The organism is Anaerotignum lactatifermentans, from assembly GCF_016902535.1.
In the GTDB taxonomy this organism is placed as follows: Bacteria; Bacillota; Clostridia; order Lachnospirales; family Anaerotignaceae; genus Anaerotignum; species Anaerotignum lactatifermentans_A.
Genome location: NZ_JACSNY010000020.1, coordinates 1 through 24,134, shown reverse-complemented (window position 1 = coordinate 24,134; position 24,134 = coordinate 1). Strand labels below are relative to the sequence as shown.

The following is a 24,134-nucleotide window of genomic DNA, read 5'->3' as shown; positions in this document are numbered from 1 at the left end:
GAAAGTATGAAAGAAATTCGTTTGCATGGCCGCGGCGGGCAGGGCGTAGTCAAAGCCTCCCAGCTGGTGGTAAAAGCGGCGGTAGCCGGCGGGAAATGCGGACAGTTTATCCCGTTTTTCGGGGTGGAGCGGAAAGGCTCTCCCGTATTTGGCTATTTAAGACTGGCGGACCAGCCCATTCGCCGCAAAACACAGATCTATGAGCCGGATATTCTGGTGATTATGGACGATTCTCTGGTGGGTCTGCCTCAGACTTACGCGGGCCTGAAAGATGGCGGCGTAATTGTTATCAATTCTCATAAAACGATGGAGGAACTGGCTGTGCCCCAGAATGCGGGTGTGGTGGCCATGGTAGACGCCTCCGCCATTTCCGAGGAACTTTTCGGCAGAAATATCCCCAATACTGCTATGCTGGGTGCCTTTGCCAAGGTAACCGGTCTGGTGGATCAGGAAATTTTGCTGGAGGAAATCGCCAAGACCTTTGGAGAAAAGAATAAGACGGCGGCGATTCGTGCCGCGCAGCAGGTTAAGATTGTGAAAGGATAAGGAGGGATACCATGACGGAACGTAATCATATCACACCCGTCGGGGACGACGGCATCTATGTGCTGGATACGGCAAGCTGGCGTGTATTCCGGCCGGTAATGAACAAAGACAAATGTATTGAATGCGGAATGTGCCTTACTTACTGTCCCGTGAACGCTGTTCGGGGCACAGAGGATAAAAAATATTACATTACTTATGACTATTGCAAGGGCTGTGGCATCTGTGCGGAAGAATGTCCGAAAAAGGCCATCGATATGGTGCCGGAAGGGGGTCAGGAATCATGGGAAAAATAAAAGTATTGACCGGTAACTACACGGCGACGGAAGCGGCGGCACTTTGCCGTCCCGATCTGATTGCCGCTTACCCTATCACACCGCAGTCTTCTGTTGTAGAAGGACTGGCGGCAAAAGTACATAATGGAGAACTGGATGCCAATATGGTGCAGGTGGAATCGGAACATTCCGCCATGAGCGTAGTGCAGGGGGCGGCGGCCGGCGGCGGCAGAGTCTTTACGGCTACCTCCGCACAGGGACTGGCGCTGATGTATGAACCTTATTTCCGTATGTCTACTCTGCGGATGCCTATGGTTATGGCTCTGGCGACCAGAGAAATGACTTCGCCGGAAACCGTATGGAGCGGCCAGCAGGACGCTATTTCTGTCCGGGATGCCGGTTGGATTCAGGTGTTCTGTGACAGCAATCAGGAAATTATGGATATGATTATTCAGGGCTATAAACTGGCGGAGCATCCGGATGTACTGATCCCTGTCAATGTCTGCTATGACGGATTTTACAGCTCTCATCTGACGGAAGGTGTGGATGTGCCGGAGCAGAAGGAAGTAGACGAATTTTTGCCGGCGCCCTCTTTTTCGCACTGTGTACTGGACCCGAAAAAACCCTTTGCACTGGACCCTCTGACACCAGGGCCGCTGCTGATGAAATATAGAAAGAACCATCTGGACGCCATGGAAAAGGCACTGGAGGTCATTGAGGAAATAGATCAGGAATTTGGTAAGAAATTCGGCCGCAGCTATGGCGGCGCTGTTTCCTCCTACCGGGCCGAGGATGCGGAGGTAGTTCTGGTGACCATTGGCGGCATGACCGGCACCGGTATGGACGCGGTGGATATTGCCAGAGAAAAAGGTATCAAGGCCGGTCTGGTGAAGCTGAGGTTTATCCGGCCCTTCCCCGCGAAACGTATCGCAAAGCTGCTGGAAGGCAAAAAAGCCTTTGCCGTAGTGGATCGTTCCGTTTGCTTTGGATGGAGTCAGGGACCTATGCATATGGAAGTCAAGGCGGCATTGGCAGATGTGGACGAAAAATACGCGCATTTCTCTGCCATCGGCGGTCTGGGCGGCGCGGATATTTCTTTACAGAATCTGCTGGAGACTGTGGAACTGCTGGATGCTGTGAAAGATGTGCCGGGAGAAAAGGCCACAAAATGGTTTATGAACGAGTGAGGAGGTTTTGTGGATGAGTTATATTGATGTTTTGCGGGAAGCAAAGGATCTGGTGACGCCGGGGATGTCCGCCTGTCAGGGCTGCGGCGGCGAGCTGATCCTGAGAACGATATTAAAAGTAGCGGGAGAAAATACCATTATCGGTATTCCGCCTGGATGTATGGCCGGGGCAGGTGTGGTCGGCTGGAATTACGCTAACGGCCTGCATATTCCGGTGCATATCCCTTTGCTGGATAATACGGCTTCTTTTCTGACGGGCCTGAGCCAGATGTACCAGAGAAAAGGCCGCCCGGACGTAAATATCATCGCGCTGGCCGGGGACGGCGCTACGGCGGACTGCGGCTTCCAGAGTCTTTCCGCGGCGGCAGAACGAAATGAAAAAATGCTCTATGTCTGCTATGACAACGAGGGCTATATGAATACAGGTTATCAGAGAAGCTCTACCACCACGAAGGGCTCCCGGACCTCCACTACACCCATCGGCTCTGTCATCAACGGCAAACAGCAGCAGCAGAAATATCTGCCTTTGATTATTTCCATGCATAACGTGGAATACTGCGCGACGGCGTCCCCGTCTCATATGGCGGATTTTGTGGCGAAAGTACAGAAGGGGCTTGCGGCCAGCAAAAAAGGCTTTGCCTATCTGCATGTATTTTCTCCCTGTCCCACAGGTTGGGCCTATGCGCCGGAGCAGGCTATTTCCATGGCAAGAAAGGCCGTCCAGTCCAATCTCTTCCCTCTGTGGGAAAAGGACGGACAGGGATATCATCTGAACTATGAAAACAAGAACCCCGTTCCGATGGCGGAGTTTGTCAAGGGGATTGGGAAGTTTAAGAGTTTAACAGAAAAAGATGTTGAAAGTATTCAAGAAGCAGTAGATCAAAGATACCATTTGCTTCAGAGAATTTGTGACTGAACATAATGGTAAAACAAGCTAAGCTGAGATTAGACGAGATAAGACGAGATAAGATAAGACGAGGAGGCGGCCTATGAGAGTAGCAGTAATTGCTGGGACACCAGTAGATACAAAAATGGGAGTAGACTTCTTGGCAGCAAAAGGTGTAGAAGCGCAGGGCTATCCAGTTGCGCAAACTGCCCAGGAGCAGGTCATGATGCAAGTTGGCTCTCAGGAGGAACGCGAGGAAAAAGTAGGGTTATTTTTGAAAGAAATTAAAAGCCAGGGAATTAACATTGTTATGATCTACTGCAATTCCCTGAGCGCTACGATTGATGTAGAGAAACTTGCAAACAAGTTTAAGATTCATATTATAACGCCAATGGACGCTTATGGTAAAATTGCAAGGCAGTATAAGAAGCTGGGCGTTATGGCAGGCAGCAATCAGGGATTAGCAGGAATTGAAAAAACGATGATGAATGCGTCAGAAGATGTGTTTGTGATCGGTCTTGCCTCTCTTCCGTTAGCACAGGAAATTGAAGCGGGTATTTCACCGAAAGAATTGATGGAGACAAATGGATTAAAAGATTTGGTTGCTTTCTATGAAAAAAATCATGTGGAAGCGATCGTACTGGGATGTACGCACTTTCCCTACTTGATGCAGGAGTTAAGTGCCAGTACAGCAGTGCCGGTAATTGATCCCGCGGAAATTATATATGACATTATTTTAAAAACGGAGGAGGGCATTCTATGAATTGGAAAAAAATCATTTCTTTGGTTGGCGCGATTGTTGCTTTTAGTATTGGTTCTGGATTTGCTACGGGGCAGGAAATTCTTCAGTTCTTTGCTTCATACGGCGTAGCAAAATGTATTGGCGCGGCTTTCATTACGATGATTCTTTACATTTGGATTTGCTCTGTTGTTATGCAGGATGGCAGCAAATTGAAATTACAGTCCGCCAATGAAATCTGGGTGTATTATTGTGGAAAATATTTTGGGACTGCGCTAAAATATTTTACTCCCATTTTTCTTTTTGCTATTTTGGTCGTTATGACATCCGGCGCGGGTGCGACCATTAACCAATATTATGGACTTCCATCGGTTTATGGCAGGGTTTTGATCGTAATTTTAATGTTGGCGACGGTAATGCTTGGCATGAATAAGATTACGAAACTGATTGGTGTATTAGGCATTGTAATCATTGTCTTTACTTTACTGGTCGGTATCATCAGTTTGGTTGTGAATGCAGGAAATCTTTCGACTGCAACAGCTTACTTAGAAGAAAATCCAGTGACAAAGGCAGCACCAACATGGTGGATTTCTGGCATCTTGTATACAACCTTTATGACTCTGAATTTAGGACCGTTTTTGGCAGGAATTGGCCCTGACTGTGAAAAGAGAAGAGATGCAAAACTTGGAGGCTTAGGCGGTGGTATTGCATTTTCTGCCTGTTTGATTGTAATGGCTTTAGCTATTTTAGCCAATATTCAGTCTGTTGGTGAAATGTCTGTTCCGACTTTGGCGATTGCGGAAAGTATTTCTCCTATCTTTGGTGTAATATTTTCAGTTGTGCTTATTGCGGGTATTTTTACGACGACAGTATCTTTACTTTGGATTTCCTGTAATTTTGTAGCACATGACGAAAAAAGCAAAAAATTTAGAATTACGGCATTGGTTGCCTGTATTATTATTTTCATTGGTTCAAAATTACCGTTTTCGACATTGGTAAATGTAATTTATCCTTATACAGGATATTTAGGGATCATTATCTGTTTGTGTATTGCATATACACATTATTTTAAAAAAGAAAAAATTCATCCGGAAACAAAAGAACCTGTGGAATAAACCAAACTAGGAGGCGAAAAATATGATTCAATTTGCAGACAGAATGAAGATGCTAAAAGGGTCGGAGATTCGGGAGTTTATGGCATTGACAGCAAAACCTGATATTATTTCTTTTGCTGGCGGTATGCCAGCTCCGGAACTGTTTCCCACGGAGCAGATTATGGAAGTTGCTCGTATTGTATTAGAAGAAAACGGACAGGAAGCACTGCAGTATGGTACTACAGAAGGGATTCCAAGACTGCGGGAACAGATTGCGGCACGTATGAAAGCAAAAAATAATATTTCTACGGATGCGGATCATATCCTCATGACATCTGGTTCACAGGAAGGACTGGCTTTTTCCGCACAGGTTTTTCTGAATAAGGGAGATGTTGTTTTGCTGGAGAGTCCTTCTTATCTGGGGGCTATCAATGCGTTTAAAACTTGCGAGCCGAACTTTATTGAAATCCCCACAGACAGCGATGGGATGCTGATGGATGAGCTGGAAAGCGTTTTGAAATCTACAGAAAACGTGAAGATGATCTATGTAATTCCTGATTTTCAGAACCCTTCTGGAAAAACATGGTCTTTGGAACGCCGGAAACAATTTATGGAATTAGTAAATCAATATGAAATTCCAGTAATTGAAGACAATCCTTATGGAGAATTACGATTTGAGGGAGAATATCTGCCTGCACTGAAATCCATGGATACAAAAGGACTTGTGGTTTATTTGGGAACTTTTTCCAAAATTTTAGCTCCCGGATTTCGCTTGGGCTGGATTTGTGCAGAAGAGAAGATACTGGCAAAATATAATTTTATCAAACAGGCTTATTCCCTTCAGGCTCCTACAATTTCCATGTTGATTGCATCACGGTGGATGGATATGTATGATCTGGATGCCCATGTGGAAAAGATCAGAGTTTGTTATAAGAAACGCAAAGATATTATGCTGGAAATCATGAGAAAAGAGCTTCCCGACTCCTGTACTTTTACAGATCCGGAGGGAGGATTGTTTACCTGGATTGAACTTCCTGAGTATGTAGATACAAAGGAACTTTCGATGAAGTGTTTGGAAGAAAAAGTTGCATTTGTAACAGGTACAGGTTTTTATCCAAATGGCGGACATAAAAACACACTTCGTCTAAATTATTCTAATATGTCGGAGGAAAAAATCAAAGAAGGCATGATGAAACTTTGCAGGATAATTAAAGAAAGTATTTGAAATTAAAATAAAGGGTTAAAAAAAGCCTCCTTTTCACAGTTGGAAAGGAGGCTTTTTTCAATAATTTATATATTTATTTGCATTCCACAGGAATAAAGGAGAAGCTTCCTACATCAAACAGACCCATATCTGTCAGCTTGATTTCGGGGATTACCGCCAGGGACATGAAGCAGAGAGTCATGACAGGCTCTACATTTCTGGCAATACCCAGTTCGTTATATGCCTTTTCATGGATGTCGATAAGCTTCTGTTTTACCCACTCGCCGCTCTGGTCGCTCATGATTCCGGCGATAGGCATAGGCATGCTTTCGACGACCTGACCATTTTTTACCAGCACGATGCCGCCGTTCTGCTCTTTCAGCTTTTCTACGGCAAAAGCCATTTCCTCGTCGCTGACACCGGTTACGATAATGTTGTGGGAGTCATGCGCAATGGAGAGGGCCACAGCGCCTTCCTGGATGCCGTAGCCTTTCAGGAAACCGCAGGCTACGTTTCCGGTCATCTGATGGCGTTCCACAACGGCTACTTTTACGATATCCTGTTCCGGGGAGAAAACAAATTCCCCATTTTCCACAGCGATATGTGCCGTTTCTTTTTTCGTTACAACACCGCCGGGCTGGATGGCGATGACATGGACATGGTCGGAGTTCAGATGCATTTTGAATTTTTCTACGGAAAAATCTTTCAGATGCACGCTGTTTTTTACAGGTGTGATGTCCTGTACCTGATAAGAGGGCAGGTAGTTTCCTTCTTCCGCTACCAGTTCGCCTTCGATCCATACCTTATGTACATGGAACTGTGTCAGATCGTCCAGCAGTACCACATCGGCACGGTAGCCGGGGGCAATAGCGCCTCTGTCATAAAGACGGAAACATTCCGCGGCATTGAGGGTTGCCATGCGGATGGCGGTGACAGCGTCGATGCCTTCTTCCACACACATGCGCAGGTGGTTGTCCAGATGGCCTTCTGTCAGGATGGTTTTGGGCTGTCTGTCGTCGGAGCAGAGCAGACAGCGGCGGCTGTTTTCGGGGGTTACGCCTTTGATAAGGTTGCGCAGGTCATGACAGGCGGAGCCTTCCCGCAGCAGCACATACATTCCCAGCGACAGGCGGGCCTGCATATCTTCTACGGCGCCACATTCGTGATCGCCCTGGATTCTTGCACAGGCATATGCTGTCAGATCCTTGCCGGACAGGCCGGGAGAATGACCGTCAATGAGCTTGCCCGCGTTTTTGGCAGTCATCAGCTTATCCAGAGTATCTTCGTCCGCGTTGATAACGCCGGGGAAGTTCATAAATTCCCCAAGACCCAGGATATTTTCCCGCTGAATGGGTTCTTCCATTTTGTCTGCCCCCAGCACCAGACCGGCGTGCTCAAAGGGAGTTGCGGGAACGCAGGAGGGCAGCATATATTTTACATCCATTTTAGTATTTTTGGCTGCTTCCATCATATAGTCCAGACCTTTGATGCCCATGACATTGACGATTTCGTGGGGATCGGCAATGATAGTACAGCCGCCATGGGGTACCAGCATACGGCCCAGTTCCTCAGGGCTGACATAGGAGGATTCAATATGAATGTGGCTGTCGATGAAGCCGGGAGCGGCATATCTGCCGCCGGCGTCCACTTCTGTTTTGCCGCTGTACTGGCCGATGCCGGCGATCTGGCCGCCGGAAATGGCGATGTCGCCTTCCTGAATCTCACCGGTGAATACATTGACGACTTTGCAGTTTTTGATGACCAGATCGGCTTCTGCGGCGCCTTTTCCGGTCAGGATCAGCTTTCTTAATTCTTCTTTGTTCATAAGAGCCTCCTTTTTATGCTTCCGTCAGTTCCAAAACAGGATCGAAGGTAGTCAGTGCCCGGTAGTCTACAGGGCCCGCGTCTGTCAGGGCGTAGTCGGGGATGGCTGTAATCGGCAGGAAGAACATATACATCATAGGGTTGGGCAGATCGGAGCCGATTTTTCTTGCGGCAGCATCGATCTTCTTTTCCATTTCCGCTACTACTTCCGGTTCCTCATCGCTGACGATACCGCCCACAGGCAGAGGCAGGAACTCGATAACCTTGCCGTTTTCTACAACGACCTGTCCGCCGCCCTGCTCGATCAGATAGTTAGCGGCAATGGACATATCTTCCGCGCTGGAACCCATAACCACCAGATTGTTGTCATCGGGAGCGCAGGTAGAAGCCATAGCGCCGTTTTTCAGCTTCCATCCGGAGCAGAAGGCCAGAGATTTGTTGCCGTTTCTGCCGAAGCGTTCCAATACGGAAACCATGATGGCATCCTGCTGGGTATCAGGCTGGATTACGCCGTTGACTACTTTCAGTTCCACATCTCTTCTCTTGCGGACGAAGGGGCCTTTGACATCCATGGACAGTACCTTTGCTGTACCGTTCTGAATGGATACTTTATATTCAAAGTCTTCTTTTGTGGTTTTTGCGCATTTCAGCTGACCTTTGAAGATAGGGCTTCTTTCGGGTGCTTTCAGTTCATAGGAAATGTGATAGTTTTCCGCTACCATCTGACCGTTTGTCATGACTTTGGAAACAATGAATTTTTCCAGATCATCCACAAACAGGATGTCGGCGATACGGCCGGGGCAGATAGAACCAACCAGGTGATCGATGCGGTATGCTTCCGCGCTGTTGATGGTAGCCATCTGGATGGCAGTCATAGGTTCTACGCCCGCTTCAATAGCCAGACGCACGACATGGTCCAGATGGCCGTCTTTCAGGATATCAGAAGCGATAACGTCATCGGTGCAGAAGCTGACACGACGAGCGAAGGCCGGGTTTACTTCTGTAACGGCACGGATATTTTCCGCCAGGAAATGTGTGACGCAGGATTCCCGGATGAGCATATGCATGCCTTTGCGCATTTTTTCCACAACTTCCTCATGGTCATAGCTTTCATGGTCCAGACGAACGCCGCTGCACAGATAGCCGTTGAGCTTGGTGCCTCTTGCCATAGGCGCGCAGCCAAAGACGGGCAGGTTGTTTTTATATGCTTCCGCAATAGCACCCAGTGTATCTTCGTCTTCTTCCTGTACGAATTCCGTTACGGTCTCCCATACGCCGAAGCATTCGGGCCATTTCTGTACGGTTTCATGGACTTCCTTTGTAAAGTTAAAGGATACGGTAGACTGAGGAACGGTATAGGGGGTTTTGTAGGGCGCGCCCCAGAATACCTTTAAGGGGCTCTGTTTTACTTCGTTAAAGATTTCCTGCAGACCTTCCAAGTTGGATACGGAAATATATTCATCCAGACCGGAGATCATGCTGGTGGTGCCATGGGGTACCACTGCCTTGGCATAGCTGGTGATGCTCAGCTTGCTGCATTCGCTGTGAATATGGCCGTCAATGAGGCCGGGTACCAGATATTTGCCTGTGGCGTCAATGATTTCAGTGTTAGGCCCCATATAAGGCTCTACATCGCCAACGGCGGCGATCATATCCTTATAGACGGCGATATCTGCCGGATAGATCTCGCTGGACATAACATTAACCAGCATCCCGCCGCGGATAACCTTTTCCGCAGGGATTTTTGCGCTGCCGGCGCGGATTCTTTCTTTCAGTGTAGCGACTGTTCTTTCCATGATAGGCTCCTTTCTATTTGTCCGTGGCTGCCGTTTTCTGCAACAAAAAAACCTGGTGCGCAATGACCAGGTTTCCCGTCCCGAATGCTTATGGATCATAAGCGGTACTGGGGCGAAAAACCCCAATAGAATTTCGACAGCTGCATTTTTTTCTTTGTATCCATCGTACACTAAGTATCTGCCAAAAGTCAAGAAAAAGATACGAAAAACATCAGGCGTGGAGCAGAAACAGATAGAGAAACTGGATAGAAATGGAAAAGACAGCCTTTCGTTTTTCCCGGATTGTGCTATACTGGATACAATAGGGCCTTTGGGCCTGGGAAAGGGAGGTATGACTGTGTCATTTTTAAAGGAATTATTTGCAACAGAACAGCCGGTCATCGGCTTGATTCATATGCGGGCTTTGCCGGGAGACCCCTTTTATGAGAACGAGGGGATGGATTATGTAATTTCCAGAGCGAGAGCGGATCTGATTTCTTTACAGGAGGGCGGCGTGGACGGTGTTTTATTTACCAATGAGTTCAGCATGCCCTATGAAAAAGAGGTTTCGCCCGTGACACTGGCGGCCATGGGAATGGTTATCGGTGCGCTGAAAAAAGAGATCCATGTGCCTTTTGGCGCGGAGGCCATTTTTGACGGGGATGCTTCTATTGCTCTTTGCGCCGCGGTGGAGGCGGATTTTACACGCTGTATGTTTACAGGTGTCTGGGCCGGGGACCTTGGACTGGTGGACCGGGACATTGCAAAGACCCTGCGGCTGAAAAAAGCCTATGGTTTGAACAATTTGAAATTGTTTTACTTTGTGACCAGCGAAGGGGATGCCTGTGTAGGAGGACGGACCACGGAGGATATGACGAAATCCCTGCTGTTTAACTGCCGTCCCGATGCTCTTGTAGTAGGCGGTACGGCCGCGGGCGCTGTTCCCGGCATGGAACTTTTGGAGCGTGTAGGTGCGCTGGCGCAGGATACGCCGGTGGTCTGCGGTACGGGCTGCCGCCTGGAAAATGTGCAGGAAATCCTTTCCTGCTGTCAGGGGGCCTTTGTGGGCTCTACTTTCAAAAAAGACGGGAAATTTGAGAATCCCGTGGAGCTTTCCAGAGTAAAAAGCTTTATGGATGCTGTAAAAGCGTGGAGGGGAGAATGACCATGGCGTATTATCTGGGAATTGATATCGGGACCAGAGAAAGCAAAGGTGTTTTGCTGGATGAGGCAGGAAATCTGATGGAAACCGCCGTCAGATCCCACGATGTGGAAAATCCTCAGCCTGGCTGGTTTTCTCAGGACGCGGATGCCGTCTGGTGGGGAGATTTCTGTGGGTTGTGCCATGATCTTCTGGAAAAAAGCCGTATCCCGGCGAAGAAAGTAGCCTGTGTGGGATTTTCAGCCCTGGGCTGTGACTGTGTGCCTGTGGGAGCGGATGGCCGGGCGCTTTCTGACGCTGTATTATACGGCATCGACAGCCGGGCAGAAAAAGAGATTCAGTGGGCCTTGGATACTTATGGAAAGGATGCGGTCCGGTTATTTGGCCATACCCCATGCAGTTCCGATGTGGCGCCCAAGATTATGTGGTTTCGGAATCATCACAGAGAGATCTGGGAAAAGGCCTATCAATTTGTGACGGCGTCCTCTTATCTTTGCGGCAGACTGACAGGACGTTATGTGTTGGACCCTTATCTGGCGGAGGATTTTTTGCCGCTGTATGATCTGGAAAAGAAGAGGGTTCATGAAGAATTGTGCCGGGATTTCTGCCGGCCGGATCAGCTGGCGGAGCTGCTGCCTGCTACGGAAATCGCCGGAACGGTCACGGCGGAAGCTGCCGCACAAACAGGGCTGGTACCGGGCACAAAGGTGCTGACAGGCACAGGGGATTCCGGTGCGGAAGCCATTTCTGCCGGGCTTTGCCTGCCGGGAGACGTGATGATCCAGTTGGGATCTACGGGATATCTCATTTATCTGGCGGATAGAATGATTCAGGAACCAGCGCTTTGGCCCGGCACCTTCATTCTTCCCGGTACCTTCGGTATCTGCGGCGGGACCAATACGGCGGGAGCTCTGACCCAGTGGATGAAGGAACAGTGGTACAAAGATGTGACGGAAAACGCCTTTGCGGTTATGGCGAAAGAGGCAGGGCAGGTGCCTCCCGGGAGCGAAGGGCTCCTCTGTCTGCCTTATTTTGCGGGGGAACGGACACCCCTCAATGACCCGAAGGCCAGAGGCGTCTTTTTCGGACTGGAAACACGCCATACCAGAGGGCATATGGTACGGGCCGGATTGGAAGGAATCTGCTATGGTATTCGTGCTAATCTGGAATTGATGAAGACGCATGGGCTGCCGATCCGGCGAATCTTTGCTGTTGGGGGAGGTACCAAAAATCCTGTCTGGATGCAATGTCTGGCGGATATACTGGAGCAGGAGGTTGCTGTACCGGCAGTTTCGCTGGGAGCAGCCTATGGAGATGCTCTGATGGCGGCCATGGCGGACGGAGCTATCGGAAGCTGGAAGGAGCTGTCCCAAAGGATTCAAATGGAAAAGTATTATTTCCCGCGGGAGGAATATGGCCCGATCTATCGAAAACAGGGGGGATTTTTTGACACGATTTATGATAGAACAAAAGACATCATGCATCTGCTGGCGGAGAAGGATATGGAGAAATAATGTCATGAATGGAAAATAAAAATTTTCGCAAAATAGTAAAAAGCACAGACCATCGGTGGAGATTTTGCTAAGGTCTGTGCTGCTAAATATGGAATAGTTCAAAGAAAACAGCCGGAAGAAAAGATTTTTCTTCCGGCTGAATTTTTTATTACAAAACTTTGTTCAGGAATTCACGCAGTCGTTCGTTTTTCGGATTCGTGAAAAATTCCTCGGGCTCGTTTTCTTCCTGTATGATGCCTTTGTCTATGAAAATAACACGATCAGAAACTTCACGGGCAAAGCCCATTTCGTGGGTTACTACGATCATGGTCATGCCTTCCTCCGCCAGCTCTTTCATAACGTTCAGCACCTCGCCGACCATTTCCGGGTCCAATGCGGAGGTGGGTTCATCGAAGAGCAGGATATCCGGTTCCATAGCCAGAGCGCGGGCGATGGCCACTCGCTGCTGCTGACCGCCGGAAAGACGGACGGGGTATTCCTGCGCCTTATCCTTCAGGCCGACACGATCCAGCAGACGCAGAGCCAGTTCTTCCGCCTCTTCTTTGGGCATATGCTTTACGTTGATGGGGGAAGCGGTAATATTCTGCAGGATGGTCATGTTCCGGAAAAGATTGAAGTTCTGGAATACCATACCGATTTTTCGACGGATCAGGTCGATATTTGTCTTTTTCGTATTAATCTGCTGTCCTTCAAAAATGATTTTGCCATCGGTAGGCTCTTCCAAACGGTTGAGACAGCGGATAAAGGTGCTTTTGCCGGAGCCGGAAGGCCCAATGACAGCCACTACTTCGCCTTTGTGGATGTCAATGTCAATGCCGTTTAAAACTTCCAGCTTGCCGAAGTGTTTTTTCAGGCCCTGCACCTGCAGCAGGACTTCGTTTGATTTAACGCGTGACACTTGCGTTCAGCCTCCTTTCCAGATATCCTACCAGCTTGGAAAGAGGGAATACCATAATGAAATACAGAATCGCCGTAATTACATAGGGCTCCAATGTACGATAGGAGATGGAAATAACATCCTTTGCGCTGAACATCAGTTCCGTGATACCGACCAGGGAAACGATAGAAGTTTCTTTGATGATGGCAACAAATTCGTTCATCAGTGCCGGCAGGATATTGCGCAGCGCCTGGGGCAGTACGACCATTTTCAGTGTCAGCGCATGACTCATGCCAAGACTGCGGGCAGCCTCCACCTGGCCGTGATCCACGGCGTTGATGCCGCTTCGGATGATCTCGGCGATATAGGCGGAACTGTTGAGGATCAGTACCAGAAGGCCCCAGAAGAAGCTGTTGAAATCTTTCATAAAGGGGACATTGATCTTCAGACCGCAGGCAGCGGCGCCAAAGTAAATAATCATGACCTGAACCATCAGCGGAGTAGAACGGAAAATTTCGATATAGGCGCTGACGATCCATTTCAGGGGCTTAAATCTGGACATTTTGCCAAGAGCGGCCAGTGTGCCCAGAATGGTACCACAGAACACCGTAATCAGAGACAGGATCAGTGCCATATAGGCGCCGCCCAGAAAATGTTCGTGGTATTTGCCGAATAACTCGACCATTTTGGAAAATGAGAATAGATCCAAAGATTCTTCCTCCTTTTGCTGTTTGATAAAAACAAAGGTGCTGTAAAGATTACAGCACCAGTGGTTCATTCAGAGAACTTATTCAGCTTCTACCAAAGACTGCTGGATCAGAACAGCTTCTTCATACCATTTCTGCATGGAGCCATCTTCGATATAGCCTGCGATGAGGCCGTTGATGTATGTAACCAGATCATCGTTGCCTTTCATAGCGGCAGCGCAGTTGCTTTCTTCATCGCCTTCCAGCATGGGAACCTTGAACGCGGTTACCAGATCATCGTTCTGGTTTGCGTATGCATAAGCATTGTCATAGTCCATGATGGCGATATCAATGTTGCTTGCCTTCAGGTCCATAATCATTGCGGGAACTGTTTCCAGATAACGGCCTGTGCAGTTGGGATACAGTGTTTCGCATACGGTCTGCTGGTAGCTGCCTTTCTGTGCGCCCATAGTAACGCCTGCTACCATAGCGCTTTCATCAGCAAACTTATCCGCGTCTTCTGCCCGTACCAGAGACATCTGGCCGTTGGAGAAATAGGAATCTGTGAAAGTAAAGGATTCCTTACGATCTTCGGTCGGTGTCAGAGCGGCAAAAGCGATATCATCCAAACCGGACTGTACGGAAGGCAGTACGGAGTCGAAGGCCATATCGTCGATCACACAGGTTACGCCCATGTCTTCCGCGATTTTATTTACCAGGGAAACTTCCAGACCAACCAGGTTGCCGTCAGCATCTTTGAAAGCGTAAGGCGCGAAAGTTGCTTCTGTGGCGATTTTCAGTTCGCCTCTTTCCTGAATAGCAGCCACGGAATGATATTCAATATCTGTGGGTGCGTATTCTGTGGCAGTGTCGCCTGTTTCGCTGCTGGAGTCTGTGCTGCCGCAGGCTGCACAGCCGAAGGCTACTACAAGCGCCATAGCCATTGCCAAGTATTTTTTCATGATAACCCTCTCCTTTGTGTATTGTATTTTTTTTCACACCTATAATTTCTATGTCCATATTCTAATTAGACAAAGCCGCAAAGTCAAGACCATTTTTTTCAGAAAATGTAAATTAAGTTATTTTTATGCGGGATATACTTTTAATTATAATCTAATGGAAAATATCTCTATTGCCGCATTGACATTTTTTGAGGATGGTGGTAAAGTAAAAAAAGAAATCAATATCAGCCTTCCCTTGGCACCGGGCAGGGGACAAAAAGGTATTCAAAACTACGTCGTAGGTAGCCCTCCGCGAAAGCGGATCGCAAGATGTGGTTTTGAATGCCTTTTTCTTTTTTCGGAAACAAAAAACACGGCAGACAGACTGGAAAGGAGAATGAGTATGGTTCAGATACGGAGAAAGCAGCTTTGCGCCATGGGGATACATTACCTGTATTACCCTTTGGAATATATGCTGGAGGCACAGGCAAAGGCGGGATTCCAGACCATTGAGCTGGTGGGACAGGCGCCGCATTTTCTGCTGGATCATACGGGATTTCAGGACCCGACGCCGGTACGGCAGATGGCGGAGGCGGCAGGCCTTTCCATTGGCTGTTTCACGCCGGAGTGTGCCGTGTATCCCTACACCATGTGCTCTCCGGGGCAGGGGGGACACGACAGATCTATGGAGTATTTCAAACGGGGACTGGAAGCGGCGGAAAAGCTGGGAGCGAAACGGCTTCTGACTAACTGTATCGGCGGTACCTTTGATGAGGAATACGAAAGAGTTTATGACAGAGCCGTAAACAGTCTTTCTCTTCTGGCGAAAACTGCGGCGGACTGCGGGGTGACCATTGCCGTGGAAACGGTGCGGCCGGAGGAGAGCCGGTGCATCATAACGCTGGAAGAACTGAAACGGCTGCTGAAGGATGTGGGCCACCCCAATGTGAAAGCGGGGCTGGATACGGTCGCCATGGCGGTGGCTGGAGAGACACCGGAGGAATGGTTTGCTGCTTTGGGCAATGGTATTGTCCATACGCATTTTGTGGATGGGCGGCCCTATGGCCATCTGGTCTGGGGAGATGGTCTGTTCCCTCTGGAGCGGTATCTGGAGGTGCTGGAAAAGAACGGATATGATGGGCTTCTCAGTCAGGAGATCACGGATTTCCGGTATTTTGCTGATCCGGCGGCGGCAGACGAGAGAAATTACAGGGCCTTTTTGCCTTATATTACTGAGAAAGGCGGCGAGAGTGTATGACAGGAGCGAAAATCAGCCGGGAACAGGTGGCCGGTATGAACATCCACTATGTGAATTATTCTCTGGATTATTTTCTGGATACCCAGCGGAAACTGGGATTTCGCACCATAGAACTATGGTGCGGCGCGCCGCATGTGGGGCTGGATCATCTGGGATATTACGAGGCGGCGGCATTGAAGAAAAAGATTGCTGCCAGAGATCTGCGGGTCTGCGTGGTGACCCCGGAAAATTGCCTCTATCCCTATCAGGTGGGCGCGAAGGAGGCGGCCCTCAGAGAACGGAGCTTCGCCTATTTTAGAAACGGCATCCTGCTGGCGGAGGAATTGGAGGTGCCGATGATGGAGATCAATTCCGGCTGGGGCTACTGGAACGAGCCGCGGGAAGAAGCATGGAAGCGCAGTCAGGAGATGCTTTCCCGGCTGGCGGAAGAAGCGGCAGCCCATGGCGTTACTCTGGTGATGGAAAACCTTCGGCCGGAGGAAAGTCAGATCGTGACAACACTGGAGGATACAAAACGTATGATTGCCGCTGTTGGCAGTCCGGCTTTCAAGCCTATGGCGGATCTTTGCGCCGTCAGCGTGGCGGGAGAAACGCTGGAGGACTGGTTTCTGGCATTTGGAAAAGACCTGCGGCATATGCACTTTATTGACGGAGACCCTTATGGTCATCTGGTCTGGGGCGACGGCATACACCATCTGGGAAAAGAAATCGCAGTGTTGAATCAGTACGGCTATACCGGCTGTCTGGGACAGGAACTGACAGAAGGAAAATATTTCGCCGACCCTGCGGCGGCGGATTTCAGAAATATGAAAAATTTTGAAAGATATATTTACGAAAATGGGGAGGAATAAATGATGGACGCGAAAACAGCGATAAAAACAGTGATGGAGAGAAACGGCGAGATTCGCCAGATTTACTGGGTGGCCTGCGGCGGTTCTCTGGTGGATCTTTATCCCGCCCACTGCATGATGATGGCGGAAAGTATGCTGGTGGAATCCGGCATTTACACCAGCAGGGAATTTTTGCTGGCGACACCGAAAAAACTGGGAAAAACAAGCCTGACGGTTCTCTGTAGCCATTCCGGCGGCACAAAGGAAACGCTGGACGCGGCGGAACTGGCCCTGTCCAGAGGTTCTGCGGTTATTACCATGACCCATGCCCCCGGCAGTCCCGCTGACAGTGACCGCTGGATTTCCTGGGTATATCCCTGGAGTGAGGACCAGAAAACAGAGGTGATCCCCAGCGGCATCAGTCTTTCCATTGCGGCGGAACTGCTGGCGGCACAGGAGGAATTTTCTTCTTACGATGCCCTGATGGAAGGGATTCGGAAAATGGACGGGATTGTGGCGGCGGCCAAAGAAAAGGTTCGGGCGGAACTGTGCGATCGTTTTGCCGCACTTTGCCAGAAGCACGATTTCCTTTATATCCTTGGCTCCGGCGCAGCCTTCAGCCAGACCTACGGCTTTGCCATTTGCAGTCTGATGGAGATGCAGTGGCAACACTGCGCTTATCTGCATAGCGGAGAATATTTCCACGGCCCCTTTGAGGTAACGGAGGATGGTGTGTTCTATTTCCTGCAGAAAAGCTCCGGCAAATGCCGCCCTATGGACGAAAGAGCGGAGGATTTCCTGAAAACACATACAGATACGCTGATGGTGCTGGACGCTTTGGAATATGGCATGGACGCGGTGGACCCTGCCGTTCGGGATTATCTGGACCCTGTCCTGTTCTATGCCATGAACTGCGAACTGCGCTCCGCCAGAGGGCGGCTCTTCGATCATGATGTAGATTACCGCAGATATATGGGGAAGGTCCCTTATTGAGAAAGAGGTGGCGTGAGATGTATCCTGTAAAGGTTTTGGGCTTTGGCGATAATGTGGTGGATCGCTACGATCATCTGAAGATCATGTATCCCGGCGGCAACGCGGCGAATTTTGCCGTATATGCCAAGCGATTCGGCGCGGAACGCAGCGCCTATATGGGGATTTTTGGCAGTGATGCCGCAGGGAACCATGTGATCTCCTCTTTGGAGGAAGAAGGCGTGGAGCTGGTGAAGTGTGTGCAGCTTCTGGGGGAAAACGGTTCCTCCAAAAATACGGTCATTGACGGTGACCGTGTATTTCTGGAAAGCAATGAAGGCGGCATCCGGGGAGATTATCGTTATGTGCTGAGCCGTTTTGACCTGGAATATATCCGCCAGTTTGATCTGGTTCACAGCGGAAATTACAGTTTTACGGAGCGGGAACTGCCGAAGATTAAAAAAACCGGCGTAGCCATCAGCTTTGATTTCTCCGACGATTCCACAAAGGAGTATTTCGAGCGGGTAGCGCCCTGGGTGGATTACGCCTTTCTTTCCTGCAGCGGTACAGATTTGGCGGTCATCCAGGAGGCGCTGGCATGGATTCATTCTCTGGGGCCTAAGCTGGTCTGTGCCTCCAGAGGCGCGGCGGGCTGTGTAGCCTTTGACGGGGAGCGGTTCTATGAGCAGGCAGCAGTGCCTGTCAAGCATATGGCGGATACTATGGGCGCGGGAGACAGCCTGCTGACGGCTTTTCTCGTTAGCTGGATTACAGCGCAAAAAGAAGGCCGGGCAGATAGTATTCAGGAATGTCTGCATAAAGCGGCAGTCTTTGCTTCCCAGACCTGCGAAATAGACGGCGCCTGGGGCCATGGGGTGCGCTATGAGGACTGAGATACGGGCGGCGGCAGTGGGATTTTGCTGTGCCGACGTCTATGAAAATCTGGGGAAATGGTATCCCACAGGCAACGGCATCGACTGGGGCATCCACCTGCGTCGGATGGGTGTGCCGATGAGCGTGGTCAGCGTTGTGGGAAATGACAGCTATGGCCGGGGAATGAAGAAGGTGCTTGCTGAGGAGGGAATGGATATTTCCCATCTGCGGACGGAAGAGGGAAGCACCTGTCTGACCCGAATGGCCCTGAAAAACGGTACGGACCGTGTCCATCTGGAATCTGTGGATGGGGTGATGGAACACTATGCCTTGACAGAGGAAGAACTTCGTTTTGTGGAACAACACGACCTGATCCACACAGACCTTTTTGGCAACGCATTGGCTCATTTGCCCCGGTGGAAGGCGGCAGGAGTGAAAATACTGATGGATTTTTCTGTTTTTACGAAAGACCCCGCCTATGCCTGCGAGAAGATTTTCCCTTATGTGGATTATGTATTCTTTTCCGCAGACGGTATTTCGCGGGAGGAACTGGAGGACTGGGTCCGTCGGATTCACGGCATGGGGCCTGTTCTGGTCACTGCCACTATGGGGGAAGAGGGTAGCCTTTGCTTTGACGGAAAAAAGATGTACCATTATGGCATAGTAAAAACCGATGTAGTCAATACAGTAGGTGCCGGAGACAGCTATATCGCCGGATTTACCTATGGTATTCTTCAAGGATGGACCATACCGGACTGTATGGCAAAGGGCGCGGAACTGGCTGCCAGTGTGATATCCAAATTTGAACCCTATTGAGAAAGGGAGGAAGAAATGATGCTGATTGATATGCATTTGCATCCGATTTTTTATAAAGATATTTGTCAGGATGAGGAAAAATTGGAATTTCGGAAGGATGCCTTTGGCGTTTGGAAGCAAAGCCCTATGGACTGGGAGGAGGCTTTTGTGGAAATGGATTACGGCGGTATTATGAAATCCGCTTTGCTGCCATTGGATCTGACTACAACGGAAGGCGGCTGGATCGTCACAAACGAGGAGGTGGCACAGCTGGTGTCTGCCTACCCGGAGCGGCTCATTGGCTTTGCCAGCGTAGACCCCCATCGGGAGGACGCCTTGGAGGTGCTGCGCCATGCCTTTGACGATCTGGGGCTGCGGGGATTGAAGCTGAACCCTTCCAAACAGAAATTTTATCCCACAGAGGATTGTATGGAGCCCATCTATGCATTTTGCGAAAGCAGGAATAAGCCCATTATTTTTCATGCGGGTATGTCTTGGGAGCCGGACGCACCGGCGAAATACGCTCATCCTTTGGCATTTGAGGAAGTATTGATCCGCCATCCCAAACTGCGCTGCTGTCTGGCGCATTTCGCATGGCCCTGGGTGCGGGAAATGGTGATGCTGATGATAAAATATCCCAATGTGTACACGGATACCTCTGTGCTTTATCTGGATTCTCCGGAAGAGTCCATGGAACGTCTGTTTACAGTGGATATGGGGAAATACTGGTTTGAAAGAGCTTTCCCGAAACAGGTAATGTTTGCCTCCAATACACCTCGATTCCGTGCGTTCAAGCTGAAACGCGCCTTGGATAAGATTCCCATGCGGGATTGGGCCAGAGAGAATCTCTACTATAAAAATGCCCTTCGTTTTCTGACGGGAGAGGAGGATGTGTGATGGTAGTTTTGAAGAAGATCCAGCGGCTGAGCAAAAGCCCGGAGGAATATATGAACATTACGGAAGAAGTACATCGTCTGGTGGAAGAGAGCGGTGTAAAAGATGGGATCGCTTTTGTGCTGACGGCCCATACCACTACCGGCATCATGGTTAATGAGGCCCTGCCCTGTGTGGAAAAAGATATCAGCGAACTGATGGAGGGGCTGGTGCCGGTGGACGCGCCTTATGTCCATGCCCATTTTCTGCCGGATTACGGCGCAACGGGAAATAATTCCCAGGGGCATTTGAAAAGTATGCTCATGGGCAACCACTGTGCCTTTCCGGTCATAGACGGTAAGATTGTCTGCGGCGGCGCTCAGGAGATCTATCTGGTGGATTTTGACGGCCCTCAGCGCAGGACGGTTTATGTGGAAGTTATGGGAGAAGCCTGATCGTTTATAAAAAAATACTACCTATTATAATATCAAAACAGTCGAGGAGTCCTCTTCGGCTGTTTTTTTGGACAAAACTTGTCATATAACACGCGGAGGGGGGAAGCCAAAGGCATTTGAAATCAAACGACGAATGTGGTATGATGTAGTAAACATTTTTGTATTTTGTATTAAATAGTTTAGGCGGGAAAACGGGGCAGGTGCGAACCTGAATTGCCCGCTGAGATTGAGGTGGCGTATGGAGAAGAAATTAACAAGAAAAGAGCAGGCAAAGGTAACAAAAAGAAACATTTATCGTGCCGCCCTGGAATTGATTGAAACAAAGGGGTACGAAAATGTATCTATTGAAGACATCGCCCAGAAAGCCAATACGGCCAAGGGAACATTTTATCTGTACTTTAAATCCAAACAGGATCTGATCTATCATACCATTACCATGTATGACGAGATTGCGGAGAATGCTTACGCGAAAGTAAAGGATCTTCCCACGTTTGAGGAACAGCTGGTAAATTACCTGCACTACGCGAATGAAGCCATTGAAGCCATTGGAGAGCAAATACTGAATGCTTTACTTGGGCATAATTTAACGGAGACGGAAAAATTCGTAACGGTGGAAAAGCGCTCCATCTATAAGGCGCTTCATAAAATAATTGAGAAGGGCTACGAAACGGGAGAACTTTCCCGGGAATATGACAGCTCCTTCTATATTGAGCTGATTGTTATTTTCATTCAGGGCCTGGATTATTATTGGTGTAACGCCGGCGAAGGGTTCCATTATGTGGAAACCAGCGAAAGAGAGGCAAAGATCTTTGCTAAGGGGCTGGTACTGCTTTACGGCGCAAAAGAGAAATAACCATGTGTTTTACATCAGGCAGAGCAATGCAGTAAAATGGATTGCTCTGTTATTTTTATACAAAAATACAGAGATATTTTCTCTTTTTATCCGAAAGTGAAGGCGTGGGACTGGGGACAATGTCTATTTTTTTTGTGAAAAAACAGTAGATTCCGCTAAAAAGCAGAAAGTATATTGACAAAATGTGAGAAAAAGGTATAGAATTACGTTAGAAATAGAGTCAGTGAAATATAGTCATTAAAGATGGAGGTGTTCAAATGGGTAACGGTTATTCATCCGTAAGAAAAACAAGTGATATCAAAAAGACATACCATGTGCCGGACTGCAGATATGTTTCCGGTCATTCCATTGGCATTATTGCGGTAGATTTGAAATATCCCAAACTACCGGGGAACGTGGTAAATGCGACGACCTATGATTTTCCTGTGCTCTATAAAAAGGTAGAGTTTCAGATAGAGCAGCTTTTTGAAGGCGACGCGAAGCTGAAGGATACAATCATTGCGGCGGCGAAGGAACTGGAAAAAGAAGGGGTCCGGGCTGTGGTAGGCGCATGCGGATTTTTCGCTAATTTCCAGAAGGATGTGGCAGACGCCTTGGAGATTCCGGCGTTCCTGTCCAGTATGGTACAGCTGCCCATGATTAAGACCGGTCTGAAATCAGGAAAGAAGATCGGGATTATCACCGCATCCGGTAATGACATTACCGATAAAATGCTGCGGGATATGGGAGTTACTCCGGAAGACTGCTATATCGAAGATATTGGCAGTGTGGAAGGTTTCAAGACCATTCGTTATGAATATCCTTATCTGGATAATGAGAGTGTGGCACAGACCATAGTGCAGGCGGCGAAAAATCTGGTGGAACAGCACGATGATGTAGGCGCCATCCTGCTGGAGTGCAGTGATATCCCGCCTTACGCATATATGGTACAGGATGAGGTAGGACTGCCCGTATTTGATTTTATTACGCTCATTAACTGGGCACACCACGCTACCACACAAAAACCTTATTTCGGATACTTCTAAGCTGTACGAAAGAAAAATAGAACATGTAAGGAGGAGAACAGATGAAACCAGCAAGTAAAAAGTATGATCCCATTGTTATTGGTTTGGCAATATTCGCTATGTTTTTTGGCGCCGGAAGTTTGATTTTTCCCCCTTATCTGGGAATGACGGCCGGCACGCAGTGGCCTGTCGGCTTTGTTTGTTTCTTTTTAACCGACATTGGTTTGGCTTTTGTAACCATCGTGGCCATGGTCAAAGGGGACGGTACGATGTCAGGGATAACCGGCGTCATCGGCAAGGTGCCCTCCGTTATTATCAATACCGTAGTTCTTGTCTGCATCGGTCCGTTGTTTGTTGTTCCCCGCAGCGCGGCAACGACATATGAAATGACCATCGTACCTTTGGTACCGCAGATGAATCTGCTGATTTTTACCATTATTTTCTTTGGCATTGTTTTGATCCTTGCCATTCGCAGATCTCGGCTGGTAGATGTAATCGGCAAATATCTGACCCCTATTATGGTAGTGGCCCTTGTTATCCTGATCGCCGTTGGCGTAGCCGCTCCTTTGGGCGAAGTAGTGGCGCCGGCATCTGAAAATATCGCCAAAGACGGTATCATTGCCGGATATCAGGCAATGGACGTATTGGGTGCCCTTACAGTAGCCATCGTTGTAGTAGCGACAGTAACACAGCGCGGATATCTTGAAAAGAAGATGCAGGTCAGCATCACAGGAAAAGCCTGCTTGATTTCCGGGTTTATGCTGCTGCTGGTATACTGTGGTTTGACCTATCTGGGGGCTACGGCTTCCATGGAATATGATTTAGCCTCTGTAAATCAGGCCAGCCTCATTGTAGCCATTACAAATGACCTGCTTGGTTTTTACGGCACATTGCTGTTGGGGATTATCGTAGCGCTGGCGTCTTTGACAACGGCAGTCGGTGTTGCCTCCGCTGTTGCGGCTTACTTTGAAACGCTGCTGGGCGGACGGGTTTCCTACAATATTATTATCACTGTAATTATCGTGTTCAGTACCGTTGTCGCAAACTTTGGCCTGACAACAATCATCAGCTTTGCAGAACCGATTCTCTCTGTGGTATATCCGACAGTTATTACTTTGATTATTATGTCTTTCTTCCGTGGAAAGATCAAAAACCGCAATACTTATAAAGGCGCGACACTGGTTGCCTTTATTATGAGTGTCTGCACTGTACTTAATAACTATGGTGTCAGCATTGGATTTATCGAAAAAATGCCTCTGGCTGAATTTGGGTTTGAATGGATTATTCCCACGGTAATCGGCGGCATCATTGGTTCGTTGATTAAAACAAAGGGATCTGTTTGCTCGAATTCGGCGGAAGCATCCTAATAAAAAAGAAAAAATATACTCAGAAGAATAGAAACAACGATAAAGGAGGAAAATGATATGAAAGATCTCAGCTATTTGGAAGGAAAACCTATTGCAGTGCTTGGCGCGGGCGGTATCGGCAAAGCAATGGCGGCAGACTGTGTACTGGCA

At 48.7% G+C, this 24,134-nt stretch carries 24 protein-coding genes; 19 read left to right on the top strand and 5 right to left on the bottom strand.

From position 1 onward, the window contains the following. Positions 1–6 precede the first annotated feature (6 nt). The 7 genes from H9X84_RS11540 (at position 7) to H9X84_RS11510 (ending at position 5,949) form a co-directional block, all read left to right on the top strand. The gene (locus H9X84_RS11540) at positions 7–546 is read left to right on the top strand and encodes a 2-oxoacid:acceptor oxidoreductase family protein (RefSeq protein WP_205134463.1); all 540 of its coding nucleotides are present in this window, start codon (positions 7–9) and stop codon (positions 544–546) included. Positions 547–557: 11 nt separating this feature from the next. Next, complete coding sequence (locus tag H9X84_RS11535; RefSeq protein ID WP_205134462.1) at positions 558–839, top strand: 4Fe-4S dicluster domain-containing protein; 282 nt, start codon at positions 558–560, stop codon at positions 837–839. Further along, positions 827–2,005 (top strand): transketolase C-terminal domain-containing protein, encoded by a 1,179-nt coding sequence (locus H9X84_RS11530; protein WP_205134461.1) that lies wholly within the window; start codon positions 827–829, stop codon positions 2,003–2,005. The genes H9X84_RS11535 and H9X84_RS11530 overlap by 13 nt, the downstream gene beginning before the upstream one ends. A 13-nt stretch (positions 2,006–2,018) precedes the next feature. Further along, positions 2,019–2,921, top strand: a complete 903-nt coding sequence (locus H9X84_RS11525; protein WP_205134460.1) for a thiamine pyrophosphate-dependent enzyme — start codon at positions 2,019–2,021, stop codon at positions 2,919–2,921. A 73-nt stretch (positions 2,922–2,994) separates the two neighbouring features. Then, positions 2,995–3,654, top strand: a complete 660-nt coding sequence (locus H9X84_RS11520) for an aspartate/glutamate racemase family protein (protein WP_205134459.1) — start codon at positions 2,995–2,997, stop codon at positions 3,652–3,654. After that, positions 3,651–4,745 carry a hypothetical protein gene (locus H9X84_RS11515; RefSeq protein WP_205134458.1) on the top strand — a complete coding sequence of 365 codons (1,095 nt, stop codon included), beginning with the start codon at positions 3,651–3,653 and terminating at the stop codon, positions 4,743–4,745. Before H9X84_RS11520 ends, H9X84_RS11515 begins: the two co-directional genes overlap by 4 nt. A gap of 22 nt (positions 4,746–4,767) precedes the next feature. After that, positions 4,768–5,949, top strand: coding sequence for a PLP-dependent aminotransferase family protein (locus H9X84_RS11510; protein WP_205134457.1), 1,182 nt, complete (start codon positions 4,768–4,770; stop codon positions 5,947–5,949). A gap of 73 nt (positions 5,950–6,022) precedes the next feature. Here the strand turns inward: H9X84_RS11510 and ade are convergent, their stop codons facing one another. Together ade and H9X84_RS11500 are read right to left on the bottom strand one after the other, a co-directional pair. After that, positions 6,023–7,753 (bottom strand): adenine deaminase, encoded by a 1,731-nt coding sequence (gene ade / locus H9X84_RS11505; RefSeq protein ID WP_205134456.1) that lies wholly within the window; start codon positions 7,751–7,753, stop codon positions 6,023–6,025. Between the two features lie 13 nt (positions 7,754–7,766). Continuing rightward, the gene (locus H9X84_RS11500; protein WP_205134455.1) at positions 7,767–9,548 is read right to left on the bottom strand and encodes an adenine deaminase; all 1,782 of its coding nucleotides are present in this window, start codon (positions 9,546–9,548) and stop codon (positions 7,767–7,769) included. A gap of 337 nt (positions 9,549–9,885) precedes the next feature. Between H9X84_RS11500 and H9X84_RS11495 the strand changes: the two genes are divergently transcribed. Both H9X84_RS11495 and H9X84_RS11490 read left to right on the top strand, forming a co-directional pair. Next, positions 9,886–10,692 carry a BtpA/SgcQ family protein gene (locus tag H9X84_RS11495; RefSeq protein ID WP_330612354.1) on the top strand — a complete coding sequence of 269 codons (807 nt, stop codon included), beginning with the start codon at positions 9,886–9,888 and terminating at the stop codon, positions 10,690–10,692. 2 nt (positions 10,693–10,694) lie between these two features. Beyond that, positions 10,695–12,203, top strand: coding sequence for an FGGY-family carbohydrate kinase (locus H9X84_RS11490; RefSeq protein ID WP_205134453.1), 1,509 nt, complete (start codon positions 10,695–10,697; stop codon positions 12,201–12,203). A 148-nt stretch (positions 12,204–12,351) separates the two neighbouring features. Here H9X84_RS11490 and H9X84_RS11485 read toward each other — a convergent pair whose 3' ends face one another. The 3 genes from H9X84_RS11485 to H9X84_RS11475 form a co-directional block, all read right to left on the bottom strand. Next, complete coding sequence (locus H9X84_RS11485; protein WP_330612353.1) at positions 12,352–13,101, bottom strand: amino acid ABC transporter ATP-binding protein; 750 nt, start codon at positions 13,099–13,101, stop codon at positions 12,352–12,354. After that, on the bottom strand, positions 13,088–13,789 hold the full coding sequence (locus tag H9X84_RS11480; protein ID WP_330612352.1) for an amino acid ABC transporter permease: 702 nt from the start codon (positions 13,787–13,789) through the stop codon (positions 13,088–13,090). The genes H9X84_RS11485 and H9X84_RS11480 overlap by 14 nt, the downstream gene beginning before the upstream one ends. 78 nt (positions 13,790–13,867) lie before the next feature. After that, positions 13,868–14,728 (bottom strand): ABC transporter substrate-binding protein, encoded by an 861-nt coding sequence (locus tag H9X84_RS11475; RefSeq protein ID WP_205134452.1) that lies wholly within the window; start codon positions 14,726–14,728, stop codon positions 13,868–13,870. 382 nt (positions 14,729–15,110) lie between these two features. Between H9X84_RS11475 and H9X84_RS11470 the strand changes: the two genes are divergently transcribed. The 10 genes from H9X84_RS11470 (at position 15,111) to brnQ (ending at position 23,984) form a co-directional block, all read left to right on the top strand. Next, positions 15,111–15,965 (top strand): sugar phosphate isomerase/epimerase family protein, encoded by an 855-nt coding sequence (locus tag H9X84_RS11470; protein WP_205134451.1) that lies wholly within the window; start codon positions 15,111–15,113, stop codon positions 15,963–15,965. Continuing rightward, positions 15,962–16,816, top strand: coding sequence for a sugar phosphate isomerase/epimerase family protein (locus tag H9X84_RS11465; protein ID WP_205134450.1), 855 nt, complete (start codon positions 15,962–15,964; stop codon positions 16,814–16,816). Before H9X84_RS11470 ends, H9X84_RS11465 begins: the two co-directional genes overlap by 4 nt. Further along, positions 16,817–17,788, top strand: coding sequence for an SIS domain-containing protein (locus tag H9X84_RS11460; RefSeq protein WP_205134449.1), 972 nt, complete (start codon positions 16,817–16,819; stop codon positions 17,786–17,788). A gap of 17 nt (positions 17,789–17,805) precedes the next feature. Next, complete coding sequence (locus H9X84_RS11455) at positions 17,806–18,657, top strand: PfkB family carbohydrate kinase (RefSeq protein ID WP_205134448.1); 852 nt, start codon at positions 17,806–17,808, stop codon at positions 18,655–18,657. Then, positions 18,647–19,453, top strand: a complete 807-nt coding sequence (gene frlD, locus H9X84_RS11450; RefSeq protein WP_243423757.1) for a fructoselysine 6-kinase — start codon at positions 18,647–18,649, stop codon at positions 19,451–19,453. The genes H9X84_RS11455 and frlD overlap by 11 nt, the downstream gene beginning before the upstream one ends. 15 nt (positions 19,454–19,468) lie before the next feature. Further along, complete coding sequence (locus H9X84_RS11445; protein ID WP_243423756.1) at positions 19,469–20,329, top strand: amidohydrolase family protein; 861 nt, start codon at positions 19,469–19,471, stop codon at positions 20,327–20,329. Beyond that, positions 20,329–20,760 (top strand): secondary thiamine-phosphate synthase enzyme YjbQ, encoded by a 432-nt coding sequence (locus H9X84_RS11440; protein ID WP_205134446.1) that lies wholly within the window; start codon positions 20,329–20,331, stop codon positions 20,758–20,760. The genes H9X84_RS11445 and H9X84_RS11440 overlap by 1 nt, the downstream gene beginning before the upstream one ends. A 238-nt stretch (positions 20,761–20,998) precedes the next feature. After that, entirely contained in the window at positions 20,999–21,613 is a 615-nt protein-coding gene (locus tag H9X84_RS11435) for a TetR/AcrR family transcriptional regulator (protein WP_205134445.1), read from the top strand. Between the two features lie 257 nt (positions 21,614–21,870). Beyond that, a complete protein-coding gene (locus tag H9X84_RS11430; RefSeq protein WP_205134444.1) occupies positions 21,871–22,638 on the top strand; it encodes an aspartate/glutamate racemase family protein in 768 nt (255 codons plus the stop codon). Positions 22,639–22,679: 41 nt separating this feature from the next. Then, positions 22,680–23,984 carry a branched-chain amino acid transport system II carrier protein gene (gene brnQ / locus H9X84_RS11425; protein WP_205134443.1) on the top strand — a complete coding sequence of 435 codons (1,305 nt, stop codon included), beginning with the start codon at positions 22,680–22,682 and terminating at the stop codon, positions 23,982–23,984. The last annotated feature ends 150 nt before the right edge of the window (positions 23,985–24,134 follow it).